Source organism: Burkholderia cepacia (assembly GCF_001039005.1).
GTDB classification, from domain to species: domain Bacteria; phylum Pseudomonadota; class Gammaproteobacteria; order Burkholderiales; family Burkholderiaceae; genus Burkholderia; species Burkholderia theae.
This window is the reverse complement of sequence record NZ_LDWR01000045.1, coordinates 135,033-153,916: the sequence shown is the minus strand read 5'-3', so window position 1 is coordinate 153,916 and position 18,884 is coordinate 135,033. Positions and strand designations below refer to the sequence as shown.

The window sequence follows — 18,884 nt, the reverse complement described above, 5'->3', positions numbered from 1 at the left end:
CTCTACTTACAGGACAATGCCGCGATGAAGATCATGATCGTCACCGACGCGTGGGAACCGCAGGTCAACGGCGTCGTGCGCACGCTGAAGAGCACGGCGCGCGAACTCACCGCGCTCGGCCATCGCGTCGAACTGCTGACACCGCTGGAATTCCGCACGGTGCCCTGCCCGACCTACCCCGAGATCCGCCTGTCGATCCTGCCGTACCGCAAGCTGCGCGCGCGGATCGACGCGTTCGGGCCCGACGCGCTGCACATCGCGACTGAAGGCCCGCTCGGCCTCGCCGCGCGACGCTATGCGCGCTCGCGCAAGCTGCCTTATACGACCGCGTACCACACGCGCTTTCCGGAGTACGTACAGGCGCGCTTCGGCATCCCGCTGGCCGCGACCTACCGCTTCCTGCACTGGTTCCACGGCCCGTCGCTCGCGGTGATGGCGCCGACGCCGGTCGTCAAGGAAGACCTCGAGAAATTCGGCTTCACGAACGTCGTGCTGTGGACCCGCGGCGTCGATCTCGACGTGTTCCGGCCGATGGAGTCGAAGGTGCTCAACACCGCGCGGCCGATCTTCCTGTACGTGGGGCGCGTCGCGATCGAGAAGAACGTCGAGGCGTTCCTGCGCCTCGACCTGCCCGGCTCGAAATGGGTCGCGGGCGAAGGCCCCGCGCTCGCCGAGCTGAAGTCGCGCTATCCGGAGGCGAACTATCTCGGCGTGCTGTCACAGGCCGAGCTCGCGAAGGTGTATGCTGCGGCCGACGTGTTCGTGTTCCCGAGTCGCACCGACACGTTCGGCCTCGTGCTGCTCGAGGCGCTCGCCTGCGGCACGCCGGTTGCCGCGTATCCCGTCACGGGCCCGATCGACGTGCTCCGCGGCGGCGACGCGGGCTCGATGCACGAGGACCTGCAGGAAGCCTGCCTTGAAGCGCTGAAGATCGAACGCACGACCGCGCGCGCGTGGGCCGAACGCTTCTCGTGGCGCGCGGCATCCGAGCAGTTCGCGTCGCATCTGAAGCCGCTGCCGAAGACCGCGTACTCGCCAGCCGAAGGTGCCGCCGTTTGAAACGAGACCTGAACGACAAGACCCCGCCCCCCGCCGCGCCGCAGCATCGGCACCGCCCGTTCGACGAGGACGAGCCGCACGCCGAAGCGGACGTGCACGCGCACGAACCGCTCGGCCCCGACGATCAGCTGACCCCGCTGCCGCCGAACCCGTACAAGCGCCACCGCGGCATCACGCGCGCCTGGTACGCACTCAAGCACTCGCTGAACGGCTTTCGTGTCGCGATCCGCGAGGAGAGCGCGTTTCGCCAGGAGCTCACGCTCGCCGCGCTGATGCTCCCGATCGGCGCGTTCGCGCCGGTGCCCGCCGCGTCGCGCGCGCTGCTGATCGGCTCGGTGCTGCTGGTGCTGATCGTCGAGCTGCTGAACTCGAGCGTCGAGGCCGCGATCGACCGCATCTCGCTCGAACGCCATGAGCTGTCCAAGCGTGCGAAGGACCTCGGCAGCGCGGCCGTGACGGTCGCGCTGTTCGCGTGCGTGACGACGTGGGGCTTCGTGCTCGGCCCGGTCGTCGCACACTGGCTCGGCTTCTAGACGGCTGCCCGGCGGGCGCCCTCGGCACCACCCGCGTGCGGCGCCGCACCATGCGCCGCGCGGGGCCGCGATCACGAAATGCGCCCGATGTGGCGAAACCCCGGTTTATAATCGTCCGCTAGACATAGAACAGCAACCCGCGCCGGACGAATCACGCAGCATCGATTGCAGCGCCCGCCAGTCCGGCACACACAGGGCCGGACGACATGGAAGCGAAACCTCCCCGCCGCACCCGCGAACGGATTCTCGAGTTGTCGTTGAAACTCTTCAACGAGATCGGCGAGCCGAACGTCACGACCACGACGATCGCCGAGGAAATGGAAATCAGTCCAGGCAACCTGTACTACCATTTCCGCAACAAGGACGACATCATCAACAGCATCTTCGCGCAGTTCGAGCAGCAGATCGAACGGCGGCTGCGCTTCCCCGAAGATCATCGTCCGACGATCGACGAAACCTGGTCGTACCTGCAGTACATGGCCGATTTCATGTGGACCTACCGGTTCCTGTATCGCGACCTCAACGACCTGCTCGCCCGCAACCGCACGCTCGAGACGCACTTCAAGCAGATCATCAGCCACAAGGTGCGCTTCGCACACGACATGTGCGAGCTGCTCGTGTCCGACGCGGAGATGGTCGCGACGCCCGCCGAGATCGAGGTCATCGCAACCAACATGGCCGTCATCTCGACGTACTGGCTGTCGTATCAGTACGTGATGCATCCGCGCAAGTACAACGACCAGGACGCGATCCGCGAGGAACTGCACCAGGTCAGCATGCACGTGATCTCCGTGATGGCGCCGTACCTGCGCGGGCGTTCGCGCCAGCTGTTCGACGATCTGGTCTCCGGCAAGCTGCCCAAGCGCCAGTTCACCGACTACCTGCCGCCGCGCGACGGTTCGCCGCGCCCCGCCGGCGGGCCGGTCACCGTCGGGCAGGCCCCCGCGAAGGACGCCAAGCAATGAAGGCTGTGTGCGTTTATTGCGGCTCGTCGTCAGGCGTGCGGCCGCTCTATGCCGACGCCGCGCGCGCCTTCGGCCGTGCGCTCGTCGATGCGGGCCTCACGCTCGTCTACGGCGGCGGCCGCGTCGGCCTGATGGGCGTGATCGCCGACGAAGTGATGGCGGCCGGCGGCCGTGCGGTCGGCGTGATCCCCGAACTGCTCGTCGACAAGGAAGTCGGCCATACGGGGCTGTCGGAACTGCACGTCGTGCCCGACATGCACCACCGCAAGAAAATGATGGCGGACCTCGCCGATGCGTTCGTCGCGATGCCCGGCGGCGCCGGTACGCTCGAGGAGTTCTTCGAGGTCTACACGTGGGCGCAGCTCGGTTATCACCGCAAGCCCGTCGCGCTCTACAACATCGATTCGTTCTACGATCCGCTGATCGCGTTGCTGCGCCATACGGTCGACGAGGGTTTCATGCGCCCGACCTATTTCGACGCGCTGTGCGTCGATTCGAAGCCTGTCGAACTGATCGAGCAGTTGCGTCGCTACCAGCCGCCCGCCAGCGACAAGTGGGCGCCCGACGCGGCAAAGTAACCCTCACCGGAAACCGTACGCGATGACCGCACCGTCCGACCGCAAGGCCGTCCTCATCACCGGCGCGAGCCGTGGCATCGGCCGCGCAACCGCCGTGCTCGCAGCCGAACGCGGCTGGGACGTCGGCATCAACTACGCGCGCGACGCGGCGGCGGCCGAACTCACCGCGCAGGCCGTCCGCGACGCGGGCGGCCGTGCGTGCGTGGTCGCGGGCGACGTCGCGAACGAGGCCGACGTCGTCGCGATGTTCGACGGCGTCACCGCCGCATTCGGACGCCTCGACGCGCTCGTCAACAACGCGGGCATCGTCGCGCCGTCGATGCCGCTCGCCGACATGCCGGCCGACCGGCTGCGGCGGATGTTCGACACCAACGTGCTCGGCGCGTACCTGTGTGCGCGCGAAGCCGCGCGCCGGTTGTCCACCGATCGTGGCGGCCGCGGCGGCGCGATCGTCAACGTGTCGTCGATCGCGTCCCGGCTCGGCTCGCCGAACGAATACGTCGACTACGCGGGCTCGAAAGGCGCGGTCGACTCGCTGACGATCGGTCTTGCGAAGGAACTCGGCCCGCATGGCGTGCGTGTCAACGCGGTGCGCCCCGGCCTGATCGAGACCGACATCCACGCGAGCGGCGGCCAGCCGGGCCGTGCGGCCCGCCTCGGCGTGCAGACGCCGCTCGGCCGTGCAGGCGAAGCGCACGAGATCGCCGAAGCGATCGTCTGGCTGCTGGGCGACGCGGCGTCATACACGACGGGCGCCCTGCTCGACGTCGGCGGCGGCCGGTAAACCCGCATTCGCGGCGCATAATAATGGCCGCCTGAAACTATCTGTCGTCACGACACCACAAATCTCCACAATTTTGTGACGGTTTCAGTAAACACCCGTAACAGTTCCGTGCTCTACTAGCGGACATTCAGACAGGCGTCATCCAGCCTGTCCGTCGCCCCCTGATGTGGCCCTTATCGGTCCTGCCCATGCCGCCGGACCGGCTCGACTCGACCCGAGATCTCTTTCCATGCCCGGAACCGCAGCGCCCAGCCGGCGACGCACGTCTGTGCCCGCTCCGGCCCAGCACACCCGCTCGACCGCCGACGCCAACCCCACCGCGACGCTGGACGCCGCCGGCACGCCCGTCGTGGCCGCGACGGCCGCAACCAGCGCCACCCGCGGCCGCTCGCTGCTGCTCGGCTGGCGGGCCTGGCTGCTCGTCGCCGCCCTGGTCTGCGCGTATGTGCTGCCGGGCGTGCTCGGCCACGATCCGTGGAAACAGGACGAAACCTACACGTTCGGCATCATCCAGCACATGCTCGAAACCGGCGATTTCGTCGTGCCGACCAATGCCGGTCTGCCGTTCATGGAAAAGCCACCGCTTTACGCATGGGTGGCGACCAGTCTCGCATGGCTGCTGCAGCGGGTGATGCCGCTGCACGACGCGGCACGGCTCGCGAGCGCGCTGTTCGCGGCGCTCGCGTTCGGCTTCATCGCGCGCGCGGCGCGCGTGGCCAGCCGCGCGGACAGCTGGTTCGACCTGCGCGTGATCGGCCCCGTCGTGCTGAGCGCAGGCACGCTCGTCGTCATCAAGCACATGCACGACATGATGACGGACGTCGCGCTGTTCACCGGCACGGCGATGGGCTTCTGCGGGCTGCTCGAACTCGTGATGCAGCACGTCGCGCGCGCGCAGCAGATGCGGCACGGACTGCCGGTCCGGCCGTCGGGCCGCTGGGCCGCGCCGATCTTCGGCGCGGGCGTCGGCATCGCGCTGATGACGAAGGGGCTGTTCGTGCCGCTCGTGTTCGCGGCCACGCTCGTGGGCACGCTGGTGCTCTACCCGGCCTGCCGCACCCGCGCGTTCGCGCGCTCGCTCGGCATCGCCGCGCTCGTATTCGCGCCGTTCGCGCTGATCTGGCCGACCGCGCTGTTCCTGCGCTCCGAAACGCTGTTCATGACGTGGTTCTGGGATAACAACGTCGGCCGCTTCTTCGGCTTCTCCGTCCCGGAACTGGGCGCGGAAAACGACAAGCCGTTCTTCATCCTGCGTGCGTTCCTGCTCGTCGGCTTCCCCGTCGCGCCGCTCGCGATCGTCGCGCTCGCGCGCGGTGCATGGCGCGACTGGCGCACGCCGCGCATCGCGCTGCCCGTGCTGTTCGTCGGCATCGGGCTCGTGGTGCTGCAAGTGTCCGCGACGTCACGCCAGCTCTACATCCTGCCGTTCTTCGCGCCGCTCGCGCTGGTCGCCGCGCAGGCGATCGAACGCCTGCCGCGCCAGCTGCATCTCGCATGGGATTACCTGAGCCGCATCCTGTTCGGCACCGCCGCCGCGCTCGCATGGGCGATCTGGGCGGTGATGGCCGACCCGGCCGCGTCGCGCGCGGATCTCGCGCCGCTCGGCCGCTGGCTGCCGCTCGACTGGACGATGCCGATCGAGCCCGCGCTCGTGATCGGCGCGCTCGCGCTGACGATCGGCTGGCTGACGCTGCTGCCGAAGCTGCGCACGACGGGCCGCTGGCGCGGTGCGCTGTCGTGGGGCGCCGGTGCACTCGTCGTCTGGGGGCTCGTCTATACGCTGCTGCTGCCGTGGCTCGATATCGCGAAGAGCTACCGCTCGGTGTTCGACGACCTGAACGCGCATCTCGCGCTCGAATGGAACGACGGCGACTGCATGGCGAGCCTGCATGGGCTCGGCGAATCGGAAGCGCCGATGCTGTACTACTTCTCCGGCATCCAGCACACGCCGATCGACGACGCGCGGACGACGCGCTGTACCTGGATGATCGTCCAGGGCGTGCGGGCCGTCGATCCGGCGCCCGGCAGCGAATGGAAACTGTTCTGGACCGGCGCCCGCCCGGGCGACAACGACGAACTGCTGCGCGTCTACGTACGCACGCCCGAACAGCATTTGCAGTGACGCAGGACGGCGCGCTGCGCCGTCGTGCCTGGCTTGATGTGCGGCAGCGGTCGGGAATGGCCGCCTGAGCGCAGTGCGCGCCGACCGTCTCGCATCTTCCGTTGACCGCCACGGCGCCCGCACGACTCCGCGGGCGTGCCGCTTCTCCTCATCGGGCAACCACCCGACCGCTCAAAACGACGAACCCGGTTCGCGCAGGAACGCCGTCTCCTCATCGGTCGAAGCACGGCCGAGAATCGCGTTCCGGTGCGGGAAGCGGCCGAATCGCTCGACGACGGCCGCATGCCGCAACGCGAAGCGGTGATAGCTCTCGCACCCTGCTTCGTCGCGAATGCCCGCGCACAGGCGCACGGACTCGCGCTGGCTCTCGACCGACTCGTCGTGCTCGAACGGCAGATACGCGAACGCGCGGTGATGCCCGCTCGGCAACTGCGCGTCCCACCCGGCCGCGACGACGCGGCGCACGAGCGCGAGCGCCCTCGGATCGGCGGCAAACGCGCGCGGCGTGCCGCGATGGATGTTGCGCGAAAACTGGTCGAGCACGACGATCAGCGCCAGCGCCCCCGACGGCGAGCCGGCCCAGTGATCGCATGCGCCATCGCACGCGGCGTCGAGCAAAGCGCCGTAGCGCGTGCGCAGCACGTCGTCGAACGCCGCGCCGCCGTTGAACCAGATCTTGCGTTCCTGCCCGAATTCGGCCGAACCCGGTTCGCCGAACCAGAAATCCAGAATGTCCCGCGCTTGCGGATCCAGCGGCGCCGCACCCGCCCTGCCGGTGTCGATCGTCATGCAAACTCCAGTACGAGGCGCCGGGTCCGCGCGCTCTTCTTTTCAAGTTTCGCGACCCGCAGCCCGCCGATTTCCGACGTGTTGCGCACATGCGTGCCGCCGCACGGCTGCAGGTCGACATTCTCGATGCGCAGCAGCCGCACGCGGCCGAGGCCCATCGGCGGCTTCACGCTCATCGTGCGCACGAGTTCGGGCCGCTCGGCCATCTCGTCGTCGGTGATCCATTCGGTCGTGACCGGATGCGCGCCGACGACCAGGCCGGCAAGGCGACGCTCGACGTCGTCGCGGTCGATCGCTTCGGACGTCGCGAAATCGAGCCGCACGTAGTCGGCCGTCACGCTGCAGCCGTCGACCGCGTACGGCAGCACCGCACACATCAGGTGCGCGGCCGTATGCAGGCGCATGTGCCGGTAGCGGCGCAGCCAGTCGATCGTCGCGACCACGCGCGTGCCGGGCTCGAGCGCGACGACGTGCGCCTCCTGCCCCGGCGCCGGCACGTGCACGGCGTCGTCGGGCGTCGCGCCGTCGAACTTTGCCTTGCGCGTATCGGCAATCTCGATCGTGCTGCCGTCGGGCAGCGTCAGCGTGCCGGTGTCGCCGGCCTGGCCGCCGCCGAGCGGATAGAACACGGTGCGGTCGAGCCGAATGCCGTCGTCGCCGACGGCCTGAACGATCGCGTCGCATTGCGTGAGGTACGCGTCTTCGCGAAACAGCGCTTGTGTCGTCATCGGGCGAGCCTCGTATCGATGGGGGAAACGATCAGTGTCGCGCCGCGCGGCATGCGCGCCCAGACGCAGATCGCCCCGCGCGCGGGCAGCGGCGTACCGGTCGATCAACCGGGCCGGTTGCGCATCCAGTCGGCCGTTTCGTAAAACGAATGCATGAGCCTCTCGCGCAACGGCTCGGACAGCCCGATATCCTCCATTGCCCACGCCATGCAGCGCAGCCACTGGTCCCGCTCGACCGACGCGATCGGGAACGGCAAATGCCGCGCGCGCAGCCGCGGATGGCCGAACCGGCTGATGTAGTGGTCGGGGCCGCCGAGCCAGCCGCACAGGAACCAGAACAGCTTGTCGCGCGAACCGTCGAGCGACGCCGGGTGCACTGCGCGAATCTGCGCGAACTCGGGCTCGAGGTCCATCAGGTCGTAGAAGCGGTCCACCATTTCGCGCACGCGGGCTTCGCCGCCCACGAGTTCGAACGCCGTCGGCTGCGACGGCGCATCGTCATTCACATCGGTCATACGGATAGTCGGAAAACAGGATCTTCGGGGCCGCCGGCGACACTCATGCGTCGCGCAGCGACTGCAGCGCGGGGCGCCGCAACACATTATGCAGGCTCAGCCAGCCGGCCGCACCGGCGCATGCGACGCCGGCCACGATGCCGGCCGGCACGAGCCACGGATCGACGGCCAGCTGGAAGTCGAATACGCGCGACGCCAGCACCCAGCCGACCGCGATCGCGCCCGCCGACGCCAGCGCGCCGGCCAGTGCGCCGACCACGACGAATTCCGCGCGCTGCACCGCGTTGACCTGCGCGCGCGACGCGCCGAGCGCGCGCAGCAGCGCGGCCTCCCGCACCCGCTCGTCGCGCGAACCGGCGAGCGCCGTGTACAGCACGAGCACGCCGGCCGCGAGCGTGAACAGAAACAGGAACTGCACCGCGCCGACCACCTGCAGCATCATCCGCTGCAACTGCGCGAGGATCGGCGCAACGTCGATCGCGGTCAGGTTCGGGTAGCGCGCGATCAGCGGATCGAGCAGCGCGGCATCCGATGCCGGCAGATGGAAGCTCGTGAGATAGACGGCCGGGAAATCCTTCAGCGCCGCCGGCGGCATCAGCACGAAGAAATTGACGCGGAACGTGCCCCAGTCGAGCTTGCGCACGCTCGTGATCGGCGCGTCGACCGTCAGCCCCGTCACGTCGAAGCGCAGCACGTCGCCCGGTTTCACGTTCAGCGTCTTCGCCAGGCCGGCCTCGATCGAGATCTGCGGCGTGGCCGCGGTGCCGAACCAGTCGCCTTCGACGATCCGGTTGTCGGACGGCAGCTCGGTCGTGTACGACAGGTTGAACTCGCGGTCGACGAGCCGGCGTGCCTCGTCGGACGGGTAGGCGTCCGGATTCACCGGCTTGCCGTTGATCGCAATGAGGCGGCCGCGCACCATCGGCGCGGGCACCGCGTCGCGCACGCCGTGCGCGGTCAGATAGGCCGCGACGTCGTTGCGCTGGTCGGGCTGGATGTCGATCAGGAACTGGTTCGGCGCATCGGGCGGTGTCGATTGCCGCCAGCCCGCGACGAGGTCGTTGCGCGTGATCGCGATCAGCAGCAGGCACATCAGGCCGAGCGCCAGCGCGGTGATCTGCAGCGCGCTGGAGGTGCCGCGCCGGTGCAGCGACGCGAGCGCGTAGCGCCAGCCGACGCCCGCGGCCACGCGCGCGTTGCGCACCGCGCGCGCGGCCGCGAACAACACGAGCCGCGCGATCAGCGCGAAACCGACCAACGCACCGGCGAAACCGCCCGCGACGATCAGGCCGAGCTTCAGGTTGCCGGCCGCGACGATCAGCAGCCCCGCGAACAGCACGATGCCGATCGCATACGCGGCCCACGCGGTGCGCGACGCATCGCCCCACTCACGCCGCAGCACGCGTACCGGCGGCACGCGCGTGAGCGGCACGAGCGGCGGCAGCGCGAAGCCGAGCAGCAGCACGAGTGCGGCGGCCACGCCGATGAGCGCCGGCCACAGCGTGGGCGGCGGCAGCACGACGTCAATCAGCCCGCCGAGCGCGGCCAGCAACGCCCAGTGGCCGCCGTAGCCGAGCGCCGCGCCCGCGGCGCCCGCCACGATTCCGATGCCGACGAATTCGAGCGCGAACAGCGCGCCGAGCGTGCGGCGGCTCACGCCGAGGCAGCGCATCGTCGCGCAGCCATCGAGATGGCGCCGCATGTAGCGCTGCGCGGCCATCGCGATCGCGACCGCCGCGAGCAGCGCGGTCAGCAGCGCGACGAGCGTCAGGAAATGGCGCGCGCGATCGAGCGTCTGCCGCACCTGCGGCTGGCCTTCCTGCAACGACTCGAGGCCGACGCCGCGCAGCTTCCCGCCATCGACGCGCGCGTGCGCATACGTTTCGAAGCGCGTGACGGCCTGCGCATCGCCGGCGACCAGCAACCGGTACGTGACTCGACTGCCGTAGCCCGTGAGCCCCGTCGAGGCGAGTTCATCCGCGCGCATCATCAGCCGCGGCGAGAAATTGACGAACGAGAAACCGCGATCGAGTTCGCGGGAAATCGACGCGGCGACCGTGAACGTGCGCAGCCCGACGCGCACCGTATCGCCTGCCTTCAGGTGCAGCGCGTCGAGTAGCGCGGGATCGGCCCAGACGGTGCCGGGGGCTGGAATCGCGGCCGCCTTGTGCGCGACGGTAGCGCCGGCCGGCAGGATATCGACCGCGCCGCGCAGCGGATACCCGGGCGACACGGCCTTCACGGCAGCGAGGCGCGAGGGTGCCGCGTCGGTCGCCTGCCCGCCCGCAGCGGACGCGATCATGCTCGGGAAGATCGCGGTCGTTGCGGTCTGCAAGCCGAGCGTGCGGGCCTGCCGGTCGAACGACGGATCGACGGGGCGATCGGCGCGCACGACGAAATCGGCGCCGAGCATCTGGCGCGCGTCGCGCTCGAGCCCCTGGCGCAGGCGATCGGCAAGAAAGCCGACGCTCGTCAGCGCCGCGACCGCGAGCACCAGCGCGAGTACAAGCAAGGTCAGTTCGCCCGCGCGCCAGTCGCGCGCGGTCATCCGCGCGGCCTGGCGGACCAGATCGCGCAGGCCGAAGCGGCCGGCATGCGCGTGCATGTCAGGGCCGGGGTGCCCGGCCGGCGGCTGCGCCGCGTGTTGCGGCCCCTTCAATCGCGCTTCCCCCCGATCGAGTTGAGCCGCGACACCATGTGGTTCGCCATCCCGCGAAAACCGCCCGACACACCGCGCCACAGGCGCGGCAGCGCCCACGCCGAAGCAGCGATGAAGGCCGCGAGCAGCACGAGGAACGCGAGCGGAACGAAGAACGCGAGTACCAGCCCGCCGACCACGAGGCCGTCCTCGGTCGACGACGCGACCCAGTTCGAAATCGGTTCGGGAGACAGGTTGATCAGCGCGCGCGTACCGGCCTTCGCCACGTGCGCGGCACCGGCAAGCGAGCCGCCGGCGAGCCCCGCGACCGCCAGCACGGTCGGATCGGCATGGCCGAGCGCGCCGGCCGCGAGCACGGCACCGGCCGGGATGCGGATGAAGGTGTGCACGGCATCCCACAGCGAGTCGAACGCGGGGATCTTGTCGGCAAGGAATTCGGTGAGGGCAAGCACGGCCGCGGCGCCGATGACCCACGGCGACATCAGGACGGCAAGCGTGTCGGGTAGATGGAGCCAGCCGACCCGCGCCAGCACGCCGGCGATCAGCACCGTCAGGTACAGGCGCAGCCCGCTCGCCCACGCGAGCCCCGCGCCGAGCGAAATGGCTTCGATCATGGCCCTCTCCTTGCACTTTCCGTGCGATTTGCCGATTGATCGGATCGGGTCGGTCTGACCGGCCGCGCGGCGCGTGGCGACCGGCACCGCGTGCCGCGAACGGCGCATCGGCATTCAGGCCCGAATGCGTTCCATTATAGACAGGCTATCCGGGCGACCGGCGCAATTCCGCAGCGCGGCCCCGGGTGCTCGTGCGCCCAGGGGCCGGCATCAGGCGGCCGACGACAGCTTGAGGCCGATCAGCCCCGCGACGATCAGCGCGGCGCTCGCGACGCGTGCGGCGGTCAGCGCCTCGCCCATCATCACGATACCGAACACGAATGCGCCGACCGCGCCGATGCCCGTCCATACCGCGTACGCGGTACCGAGCGGCAACTGGCGCATCGCGACCGCGAGCAGCCCGAAGCTGGCCAGCGCGGTGACGATCGTAAACACCGACGGACCGAGCTTCGTGAAGCCGTCCGACGATTTCATGCCGGCCGCCCAGGCCACTTCCAGCAAACCGGCAATCAACAACAATACCCACGCCATCTCGACGTACTCCGTATCGGATGGGGCCGTCCCCGTTGAAGCGAATGACCCGGGGTCGTCCCCGGGCGGCGCCGAGTATAACAAGATGCTTACGGACACGCCGGGCGCGGCGCACGGCCGGCGGCCGATCCGGGGCAGGATCGGCCGGGCCCGATCAAAACGACATCAGTTCGACACGCGCTTTGGCGCAACGTCGCCGACGCAGCGGTCGTCGCGGTACAGCGTCCACTCCTCGCACACGCGGCCATCCTTGAACATGCACATCCCGACTTGCCCGCGCGGCAGGCTGCGGATCACGTGGCGACCACCGAGTTTCTCGCAGTTGACCGACGCGGGATTGGCCAGCGCCGCCTGACCGGGCGGCTGTTGCCCCGGCGGCAGCGGTTGGGCGAACGCGCCGGGCGCAGCAAGCGCCAGCGCACAGATGACGGTCAGACGGACGGACATTGCACGCTCCTTGTTTTTGTTCGCTGAGCGGTCAGCATAACGGGGAATCCGCGGCCGGTGTGCACGGCGGGCGTCGGGCGCGAGACTGTCGCGTCGCCGCAACCCCGCCGGCCCGCGGCGTCACGCCCGCATGCGCTGCCGACGCCGGGCGTTGCCCGTCACGCGGCGCCGACGAGCCGATAGCCGACACCCGTCTCGGTGACGATGTACTCGGGCTGCGCCGGGTCGCGCTCGAGCTTCTGGCGCAGGTGCGCCATGTAGATGCGCAGGTAGTGATGGCTTTCGACGTGCGACGGCCCCCACACGTCGCGCAGCAACTGGCGGTGCGTGAGCACGCGCCCCGCGTGCCGCACGAGCGTCGCGAGCAGCCGGTATTCGAGCGGCGTCAGGTGCACGATCTCGTTGTCTCGCCACACCTGGCGCAGCGCGAGATCGACGATCACGGTGCCGAAGCTCACCTTCGGCGACTCGTTGGCGCCGCCCTGGTTGCGTCGGCGCAGTTGCGCGCGGATCCGCGCGCGCAATTCGGACACGCCGAACGGCTTGGTCAGGTAGTCGTCGGCACCCGCGTCGAGCGCGGCGACCTTCTCCTCTTCCTGCGTACGCGCGGACAGCACGATCACCGGCACCTCGGACCAGCCGCGCAGCTCGCGGATCACGTCGAGGCCGTCGGTATCGGGCAGGCCGAGGTCGACGATCACGAGATCGGGCTTGCGCGTCGCCGCGTCGATCAGCCCCTGTTTGCCCGTTTCGGCCTCGAACACGGCGATGTCCTCCTCTTCGAGCGCGGCACGCACGAAACGTCGGATCTGCTTTTCGTCCTCGATCAGGACGACGGTCAGGCTGGGTTCACTCATGGTCTGGCAATGGCTCGGATGGGGACGATGCGCCCGGTACGTCGGCTTCGTCGTCGGGTACGGCGGGTGCGGCCGGCGGCGTCTCGACCGGCAGCGTGAACCAGAAGCGCGCGCCCGTCACGTGGCCGTCGGGCGCGGTGCGGTTGAGCGCGCCGATTTTACCGCCGTGCGCCTCGACGATCGCGCGGCAGATCGCGAGGCCGAGCCCGATGCCCGGCGTCGCCGATTCCTTCTCGCCGCGCGTGAACTTGTCGAAGATCCGCGTTTCCATGCCGGCCGGCAGGCCCGGGCCGTGATCGTCGACGTGCACGCGCACGAACGGCAGCCCGTCGTCGGACACACGCTCCGCGCCGATATCGATAGGCGTGTCGGGCGGCGTGTACTTCGCCGCGTTCTCGAACAGGTTGGTGAACAGGCGCTCCATCAGCACCGCGTCCATCTGCAGCAGCGGCAGGTCGACCGGCAGCGCGACGCGAGCGGGATGGCGCGCGAGCACGCGCTTGCACGCGGCGAGCGCCGCGCCGACGGCTTCCTCGAGCAGCGACCACTGGCGCTTCAGCTGCAGGCTGCCGGCCTGCAGCCGCGCCATGTCGAGCAGGTTCGTGACGATGCCCGTCATGCGCAGCGCCTCGTCGTGAATCGCGTCGACGAGTTCGCCCTCGCGCTGCGCGAACCGTTCGGCCGCCGCAACGTCGCCGCTCTGCGCGGCCGCGCGCCCGTTCGCGAGCATCGACGAGAAACCGACGATCGTCGTGAGCGGCGTGCGCAGGTCGTGCGAAATCGCCGACAGCAGCGAGTTGCGCAGCCGCTCGGACTCCATGTTGACGAGCGCGTCGCGCGCGATTTCGACGTAGTGCACACGTTCGAGCGCGAGCGCGATCTGCGCGGCGAATGCGTCGAGCATCCGCTGCTGCTCGGGTACCTCGAGTTCGCGCGGCTCGCGCGACGCGACCGCGAGCACGCCGCGCGTGCGCATCGGCGCCTTCAGCGGCAGGTACAGCGCGACCGTCGCGGGCAGTGTATCGGTGCCGCGGCCGGCCGGCTTCTGCTGGTCGTACACCCACTGGCCGACGTCGCTGTCGAGATCGGCGCCCGTCAGCGTGACGGCCGCGTCGGGCTCCTCGATCTTCTGGCGCACCTTGTCCGCGCTGTCCGGCAGCAGGAACGCGACGCGCGCGCGGAACACCTCGCCCACGTGGCGGCTGCCGATCTCGACGATCTGCTCGGTCGTCAGCGCCGCGCCCAGCTCGCGCGCCATCGCATAGATCGCGCCGGTGCGGCGCTCGCGGCGCTGCGCGACGCTCGCCTGGCGCGTCAGCGTCGACGTCAGGTGGCTGATCACGAGCGACGTCAGCAGCATGCCGAAGAAGGTCAGCAGGTATTGCGTGTCGCTGACCGAGAACGACATGCGCGGCGGCACGAAGAAGAAATCGAACGCGGCCACCGACAGGAACGACTGCAGCACGCCCGGGCCGCGCCCGAGCCGCACGGCCGAGAACACGACGCCGAGCAGGTACAGCATCACGAGGTTCGTGAGGTCGAGCCGCTCGGACACGAGGCTCGCGACGACCGTAATCGCCGCGCAGATCGCGGCCGCGTACGCGTAGTGCCGCGGCGGCGAACGATGCGTGCCGAACTGCGCGAACGCGTCGCGCCAGTCGCGCGCACGCGGGTCGAGCGGCGCGGCGCGCGCCTCGTCGCTCGCGGACGCGCGGATCAGCATCAGATCGACGTCGCCCGCGCGCTCGGCGAGCTTCTCGCCGAACGGCCGCGCGAAGCGGCGCATGAGCCCGACCTTCGGCGAGCCGCCCGCGACGATCTTCGACACGTTGCGCACTTTCGCGTAGCCGATCAGCGCGGCGACTGCGTCAGTGCCGGCCAGCGTCGCCGTCTCGGCGCCCAGCTCGGCCGCGAGCTTCAGCGCGTCGAGCGTGCGCTGTCGCTGCGCATCGGGCAGCCGCTGCAGGCGCGGCGTTTCCACGTACACGGCGATCCAGTCGGCCTTCAGGCTCGCGGCGAGCCGCGCGGCCGCGCGCACGAGCGTCGGCGCTTCGGCGCCGGGCCCGACGCACACGAGCAGGCGCTCGCGCGCCTGCCAGATGCGCTGGATCGAACGGTCGGCGCGGTATTCGCGCATCTGCGCGTCGACGCGATCGGCCGTGCGCCGCAGCGCCAGCTCGCGCAGCGCGATCAGGTTGCCCTTGCGGAAGAAGTTGCGCACCGCGCGCTCGGCCTGCTGCGCGAGATAGACCTTGCCGTCGCGCATCCGCTCGAGCAGTTCCTCGGCCGGCAGGTCGACGAGCGTGACCTCGTCGGCCGCGTCGAACACGCGGTCGGGCACGGTCTCCCACACACGGATGCCGGTGATCGCGCCGACCACGTCGTTGAGGCTTTCGAGATGCTGGACATTGACGGTCGTATACACGTCGATGCCCGCGTCGAGCAGTTCGTAGACGTCCTGCCAGCGCTTCAGGTGCCGCGCACCCTGCACGTTCGAATGGGCAAGCTCGTCGACGAGGATCAGTTGCGGCTGGCGGGCGAGCGCGCCGTCGAGATCGAATTCGGCGAGCGTGCGGCCGCGATAGTCGATGCGCGCGAGCGGCAGCACGTCGAGGCCGTCGAGCAGCGCGGCGGTTTCGCCGCGGCCATGGGTCTCGACGATGCCGACGACGACGTCGACGCCTTCCTGCAGGCGCTGGCGCGCGGCCTGCAGCATCGCATAGGTCTTGCCGACGCCGGCCGATGCGCCGAAGAAGATCTTGAGCTGGCCGCGCCGCTGCTTTTCTTCGTCTCGCTGCAGCTTGTCGAGGAGTTGGTCTGGATCGGGACGGTTCATGCGTCAGGAAGGCGGAGCGCCCGGATGCGCGCGAGTACGAGCATTGTTGTTCCAAATCGCCGCAAAAGGCAAAGACGGCGCATGCGCCGTCGGAAAATACGCGTCCGGCGCGGGTCGGACCGCGCCGGACGCCGATCAATTTGCGATCAGTGCGCGGCCTGCGCCGCGTCGAGCGCGAGGTTCAGTTTCAGCACGTTCACGCGCGGCTCGCCGAGCACGCCGAACTGGCGGCCCGTCGTGTTCGCGGCGACGATCTGCGCGACCGCGTCGGGCGTCAGGTTGCGCACCTTCGCCACCCGGTCGACCTGATACGCGGCGGCGGCCGGCGTGATCTCCGGATCGAGGCCGCTCGCCGACGCCGTCACGAGGTCGACCGGCACGGGCTTCGACATGTCGGTGCCCGCGTCGCGCAGCGCGGCGATGCGCCCCTTCACCTGGTCGGCGAGCGACGGATTCAGCGGGCCGAGGTTCGAACCGCCGGAGCCGGTCGCGTTGTACGGCATCGGCGACGTGGCCGACAGCCGGCCCCAGAAGTACTTCGGCGCGTCGAACTGCTGGCCGATCAGCGCGGAGCCGACCGCCTTGCCATCCTTCTCGATCAGGCTGCCGTTCGCCTGCGACGGGAACACGGCCTGGCCGAACACGGTCATCACGGCCGGATACGCGAGCCCCGTCACCGCGGTAAGCACGACGAAGAGCACGACGAGCGGACGAATCAACGTTTTCATGATGTTTCCTTCAAGACCTCAGGCCCAGCCGAGTGCGGCGAGCGTCATGTCGATCAGCTTGATGAACGGGAACGGCAGCAGCACGCCGCCGAGGCCGTAGACCAGCAGGTTGCGGCGCAGCAGCGACGCGGCGCCGAGCGGCCGGTAGGTCACGCCCTTCAGCGCGAGCGGGATCAGCGCGACGATGATCAGCGCGTTGAAGATCACCGCCGACAGGATCGCGGACGCCGGCGACGTCAGGTGCATGATGTCGAGCACGCGCAGTTGCGGGTACGTGGTCACGAACGCGGCCGGGATGATCGCGAAGTACTTCGCGATGTCGTTCGCGATCGAGAACGTCGTCAGCGAGCCGCGCGTCATCAGCATCTGCTTGCCGATCTCGACGATCTCGATCAGCTTCGTCGGGTTCGAGTCGAGGTCGACCATGTTGCCCGCTTCCTTCGCGGCCTGCGTGCCCGTGTTCATCGCCACCGCGACGTCGGCCTGTGCGAGCGCCGGCGCGTCGTTGGTGCCGTCGCCCGTCATCGCGACGAGCCGGCCGGCCGCCTGGTGTTCGCGGATCGTCGCGAGCTTGGTTTCCGGCGTCGCTTCCGCGAGGAAATCGTCGACGCCCGCTTCCGCCGCGATCGCCGCCGCCGTCAGCCGGTTGTCGCCCGTCACCATCACGGTCTTGATGCCCATCTTGCGCAGTTCCGCGAAGCGCTCCTTGATGCCGCCCTTCACGATGTCCTTCAGCTCGATCACACCGAGCACGCGTGCCGCCCCTTCATGCAGGTCGGCCACGACGAGCGGCGTGCTGCCGCGGCGCGCGACTTCGTCGACCGCGCGGCGCACTTCTTCCGGGAACCGGCTGCCGTGCGTCTCGACGTAGCGGCGGATCGCGTCGGCCGCGCCCTTGCGGATTTCACGGCCCGGGAGATCGACGCCGCTCATCCGCGTCTGCGCGGAAAAGCCGATGAACGACGCATGAAGCTGCGCCATGTCGCGCTGGCGAATGTTGAAGCGCTCCTTCGCGAGCACGACGATGCTGCGGCCTTCCGGCGTTTCGTCGGCGAGCGACGACAGCTGCGCGGCGTCGGCCAGCGCTTCCTCGGTCACGCCCGGCGCGGGCACGAACGTCGATGCCTGGCGGTTGCCGAGCGTGATCGTGCCGGTCTTGTCGAGCAGCAACACGTCGACGTCGCCGGCCGCTTCCACCGCGCGGCCGGACGTCGCGATCACGTTCGCCTGCATCATCCGGCTCATCCCGGCCACGCCGATCGCGGACAGCAAGCCACCGATCGTCGTCGGGATCAGGCACACGAGCAGTGCAACGAGCGCGGTGATCGTCACCACGTGGCCGGCCTTCATCGCTTCGACCGCGAACGTCGAGAACGGCAGCAGCGTCGCGGTCGCGAGCAGCATCACGATCGTCAGCGCGACGAGCAGGATCGTCAGCGCGATCTCGTTCGGCGTCTTCTTGCGCTTCGCGCCTTCGACCATCGCGATCATCCGGTCGAGGAACGCCTCGCCGGGGTTCGCGGTGACCTTGACGACGATCCAGTCGGACAGCACGCGCGTGCCGCCCGTCACCGACGAGAAGTCGCCGCCCGATTCGCGGATCACCGGCGCGGATTCGCCGGTGATCGCCGATTCGTCGACCGATGCAACGCCGTCGACGACCTCGCCGTCGGCCGGGATTACGTCGCCGGCCTCGACGAGCACGACGTCGCCCTTGCGCAGCTCGGTCGCGGTCGTGATGCGGATCGGCGACTTCGGATGCGGCTCGTTGAGCTTCTTCGCCATCACGTCTTTCTTCGCGCTGCGCAGCGACGCGGCCTGCGCCTTCGAGCGCCCTTCGGCGAGCGCTTCGGCGAAGTTCGCGAACAGCACCGTGAACCACAGCCACAGCGCGATCGCGAGGATGAAGCCCGACGGCGCCTCGGCCTGGCCGGAGAGCGCCGCGATCCACAGAATCGTGGTCAGGATGCTGCCGACGTACACGCAGAACATCACCGGATTGCGGAACTGCGTGCGCGGCGTGAGTTTCTTGAACGAGTCCACGATCGCCGGGCGCAGCAGCGCCGGATCGAACATGGACCGTGTTGCGGAATGTTGAGTCATTGCGATCTCTTCAATCTCTTCAGTCTTTTCAATGTG

At 69.3% G+C, this 18,884-nt stretch carries 17 protein-coding genes; 6 read left to right on the top strand and 11 right to left on the bottom strand.

From position 1 onward, the window contains the following. Nucleotides 1-24: 24 nt before the first annotated feature. The 6 genes from VL15_RS25645 (at nucleotide 25) to VL15_RS25620 (ending at nucleotide 6,041) form a co-directional block, all read left to right on the top strand. A complete protein-coding gene (locus VL15_RS25645; RefSeq protein ID WP_048249331.1) occupies nucleotides 25-1,059 on the top strand; it encodes a glycosyltransferase family 4 protein in 1,035 nt (344 codons plus the stop codon). Next, nucleotides 1,056-1,592 carry a diacylglycerol kinase gene (locus VL15_RS25640; protein ID WP_048249329.1) on the top strand — a complete coding sequence of 179 codons (537 nt, stop codon included), beginning with the start codon at nucleotides 1,056-1,058 and terminating at the stop codon, nucleotides 1,590-1,592. The genes VL15_RS25645 and VL15_RS25640 overlap by 4 nt, the downstream gene beginning before the upstream one ends. Before the next feature lie 206 nt (nucleotides 1,593-1,798). Next, complete coding sequence (locus VL15_RS25635; RefSeq protein WP_048249327.1) at nucleotides 1,799-2,557, top strand: TetR/AcrR family transcriptional regulator; 759 nt, start codon at nucleotides 1,799-1,801, stop codon at nucleotides 2,555-2,557. Beyond that, on the top strand, nucleotides 2,554-3,135 hold the full coding sequence (locus VL15_RS25630; protein WP_048249325.1) for a TIGR00730 family Rossman fold protein: 582 nt from the start codon (nucleotides 2,554-2,556) through the stop codon (nucleotides 3,133-3,135). The genes VL15_RS25635 and VL15_RS25630 overlap by 4 nt, the downstream gene beginning before the upstream one ends. 22 nt (nucleotides 3,136-3,157) lie before the next feature. Continuing rightward, nucleotides 3,158-3,919, top strand: a complete 762-nt coding sequence (locus VL15_RS25625) for an SDR family oxidoreductase (RefSeq protein WP_048249323.1) — start codon at nucleotides 3,158-3,160, stop codon at nucleotides 3,917-3,919. 229 nt (nucleotides 3,920-4,148) lie between these two features. Next, on the top strand, nucleotides 4,149-6,041 hold the full coding sequence (locus VL15_RS25620; protein ID WP_048249320.1) for an ArnT family glycosyltransferase: 1,893 nt from the start codon (nucleotides 4,149-4,151) through the stop codon (nucleotides 6,039-6,041). A gap of 171 nt (nucleotides 6,042-6,212) precedes the next feature. Here VL15_RS25620 and VL15_RS25615 read toward each other — a convergent pair whose 3' ends face one another. The 11 genes from VL15_RS25615 to kdpB all read right to left on the bottom strand — a co-directional run bounded on the left by VL15_RS25615 (nucleotide 6,213) and on the right by kdpB (nucleotide 18,848). After that, nucleotides 6,213-6,830: a DUF924 family protein gene (locus tag VL15_RS25615; RefSeq protein ID WP_048249318.1), complete on the bottom strand. Its 618-nt coding sequence runs from the start codon at nucleotides 6,828-6,830 to the stop codon at nucleotides 6,213-6,215. Beyond that, nucleotides 6,827-7,558: an alanyl-tRNA editing protein gene (locus VL15_RS25610; protein WP_048249316.1), complete on the bottom strand. Its 732-nt coding sequence runs from the start codon at nucleotides 7,556-7,558 to the stop codon at nucleotides 6,827-6,829. Before VL15_RS25610 ends, VL15_RS25615 begins: the two co-directional genes overlap by 4 nt. 104 nt (nucleotides 7,559-7,662) lie before the next feature. Continuing rightward, a complete protein-coding gene (locus tag VL15_RS25605) occupies nucleotides 7,663-8,073 on the bottom strand; it encodes a group II truncated hemoglobin (RefSeq protein ID WP_048249314.1) in 411 nt (136 codons plus the stop codon). A gap of 43 nt (nucleotides 8,074-8,116) precedes the next feature. After that, nucleotides 8,117-10,678: an ABC transporter permease gene (locus tag VL15_RS25600; protein ID WP_048249313.1), complete on the bottom strand. Its 2,562-nt coding sequence runs from the start codon at nucleotides 10,676-10,678 to the stop codon at nucleotides 8,117-8,119. A gap of 50 nt (nucleotides 10,679-10,728) precedes the next feature. Beyond that, the gene (locus VL15_RS25595) at nucleotides 10,729-11,346 is read right to left on the bottom strand and encodes a DUF4126 domain-containing protein (RefSeq protein WP_048249428.1); all 618 of its coding nucleotides are present in this window, start codon (nucleotides 11,344-11,346) and stop codon (nucleotides 10,729-10,731) included. 210 nt (nucleotides 11,347-11,556) lie between these two features. After that, the gene (gene sugE / locus VL15_RS25590) at nucleotides 11,557-11,877 is read right to left on the bottom strand and encodes a quaternary ammonium compound efflux SMR transporter SugE (RefSeq protein WP_048249311.1); all 321 of its coding nucleotides are present in this window, start codon (nucleotides 11,875-11,877) and stop codon (nucleotides 11,557-11,559) included. Between the two features lie 165 nt (nucleotides 11,878-12,042). Further along, nucleotides 12,043-12,324 (bottom strand): DUF333 domain-containing protein, encoded by a 282-nt coding sequence (locus VL15_RS25585; protein ID WP_048249309.1) that lies wholly within the window; start codon nucleotides 12,322-12,324, stop codon nucleotides 12,043-12,045. Between the two features lie 158 nt (nucleotides 12,325-12,482). After that, nucleotides 12,483-13,181, bottom strand: coding sequence for a two-component system response regulator KdpE (gene kdpE, locus VL15_RS25580; RefSeq protein ID WP_048249307.1), 699 nt, complete (start codon nucleotides 13,179-13,181; stop codon nucleotides 12,483-12,485). Then, nucleotides 13,174-16,017 carry a DUF4118 domain-containing protein gene (locus tag VL15_RS25575; RefSeq protein WP_048249305.1) on the bottom strand — a complete coding sequence of 948 codons (2,844 nt, stop codon included), beginning with the start codon at nucleotides 16,015-16,017 and terminating at the stop codon, nucleotides 13,174-13,176. Before VL15_RS25575 ends, kdpE begins: the two co-directional genes overlap by 8 nt. Before the next feature lie 146 nt (nucleotides 16,018-16,163). After that, nucleotides 16,164-16,745, bottom strand: coding sequence for a potassium-transporting ATPase subunit KdpC (gene kdpC / locus VL15_RS25570; protein WP_048249304.1), 582 nt, complete (start codon nucleotides 16,743-16,745; stop codon nucleotides 16,164-16,166). Between the two features lie 18 nt (nucleotides 16,746-16,763). Continuing rightward, nucleotides 16,764-18,848, bottom strand: coding sequence for a potassium-transporting ATPase subunit KdpB (gene kdpB / locus VL15_RS25565; protein WP_048249303.1), 2,085 nt, complete (start codon nucleotides 18,846-18,848; stop codon nucleotides 16,764-16,766). Nucleotides 18,849-18,884: the final 36 nt, after the last annotated feature.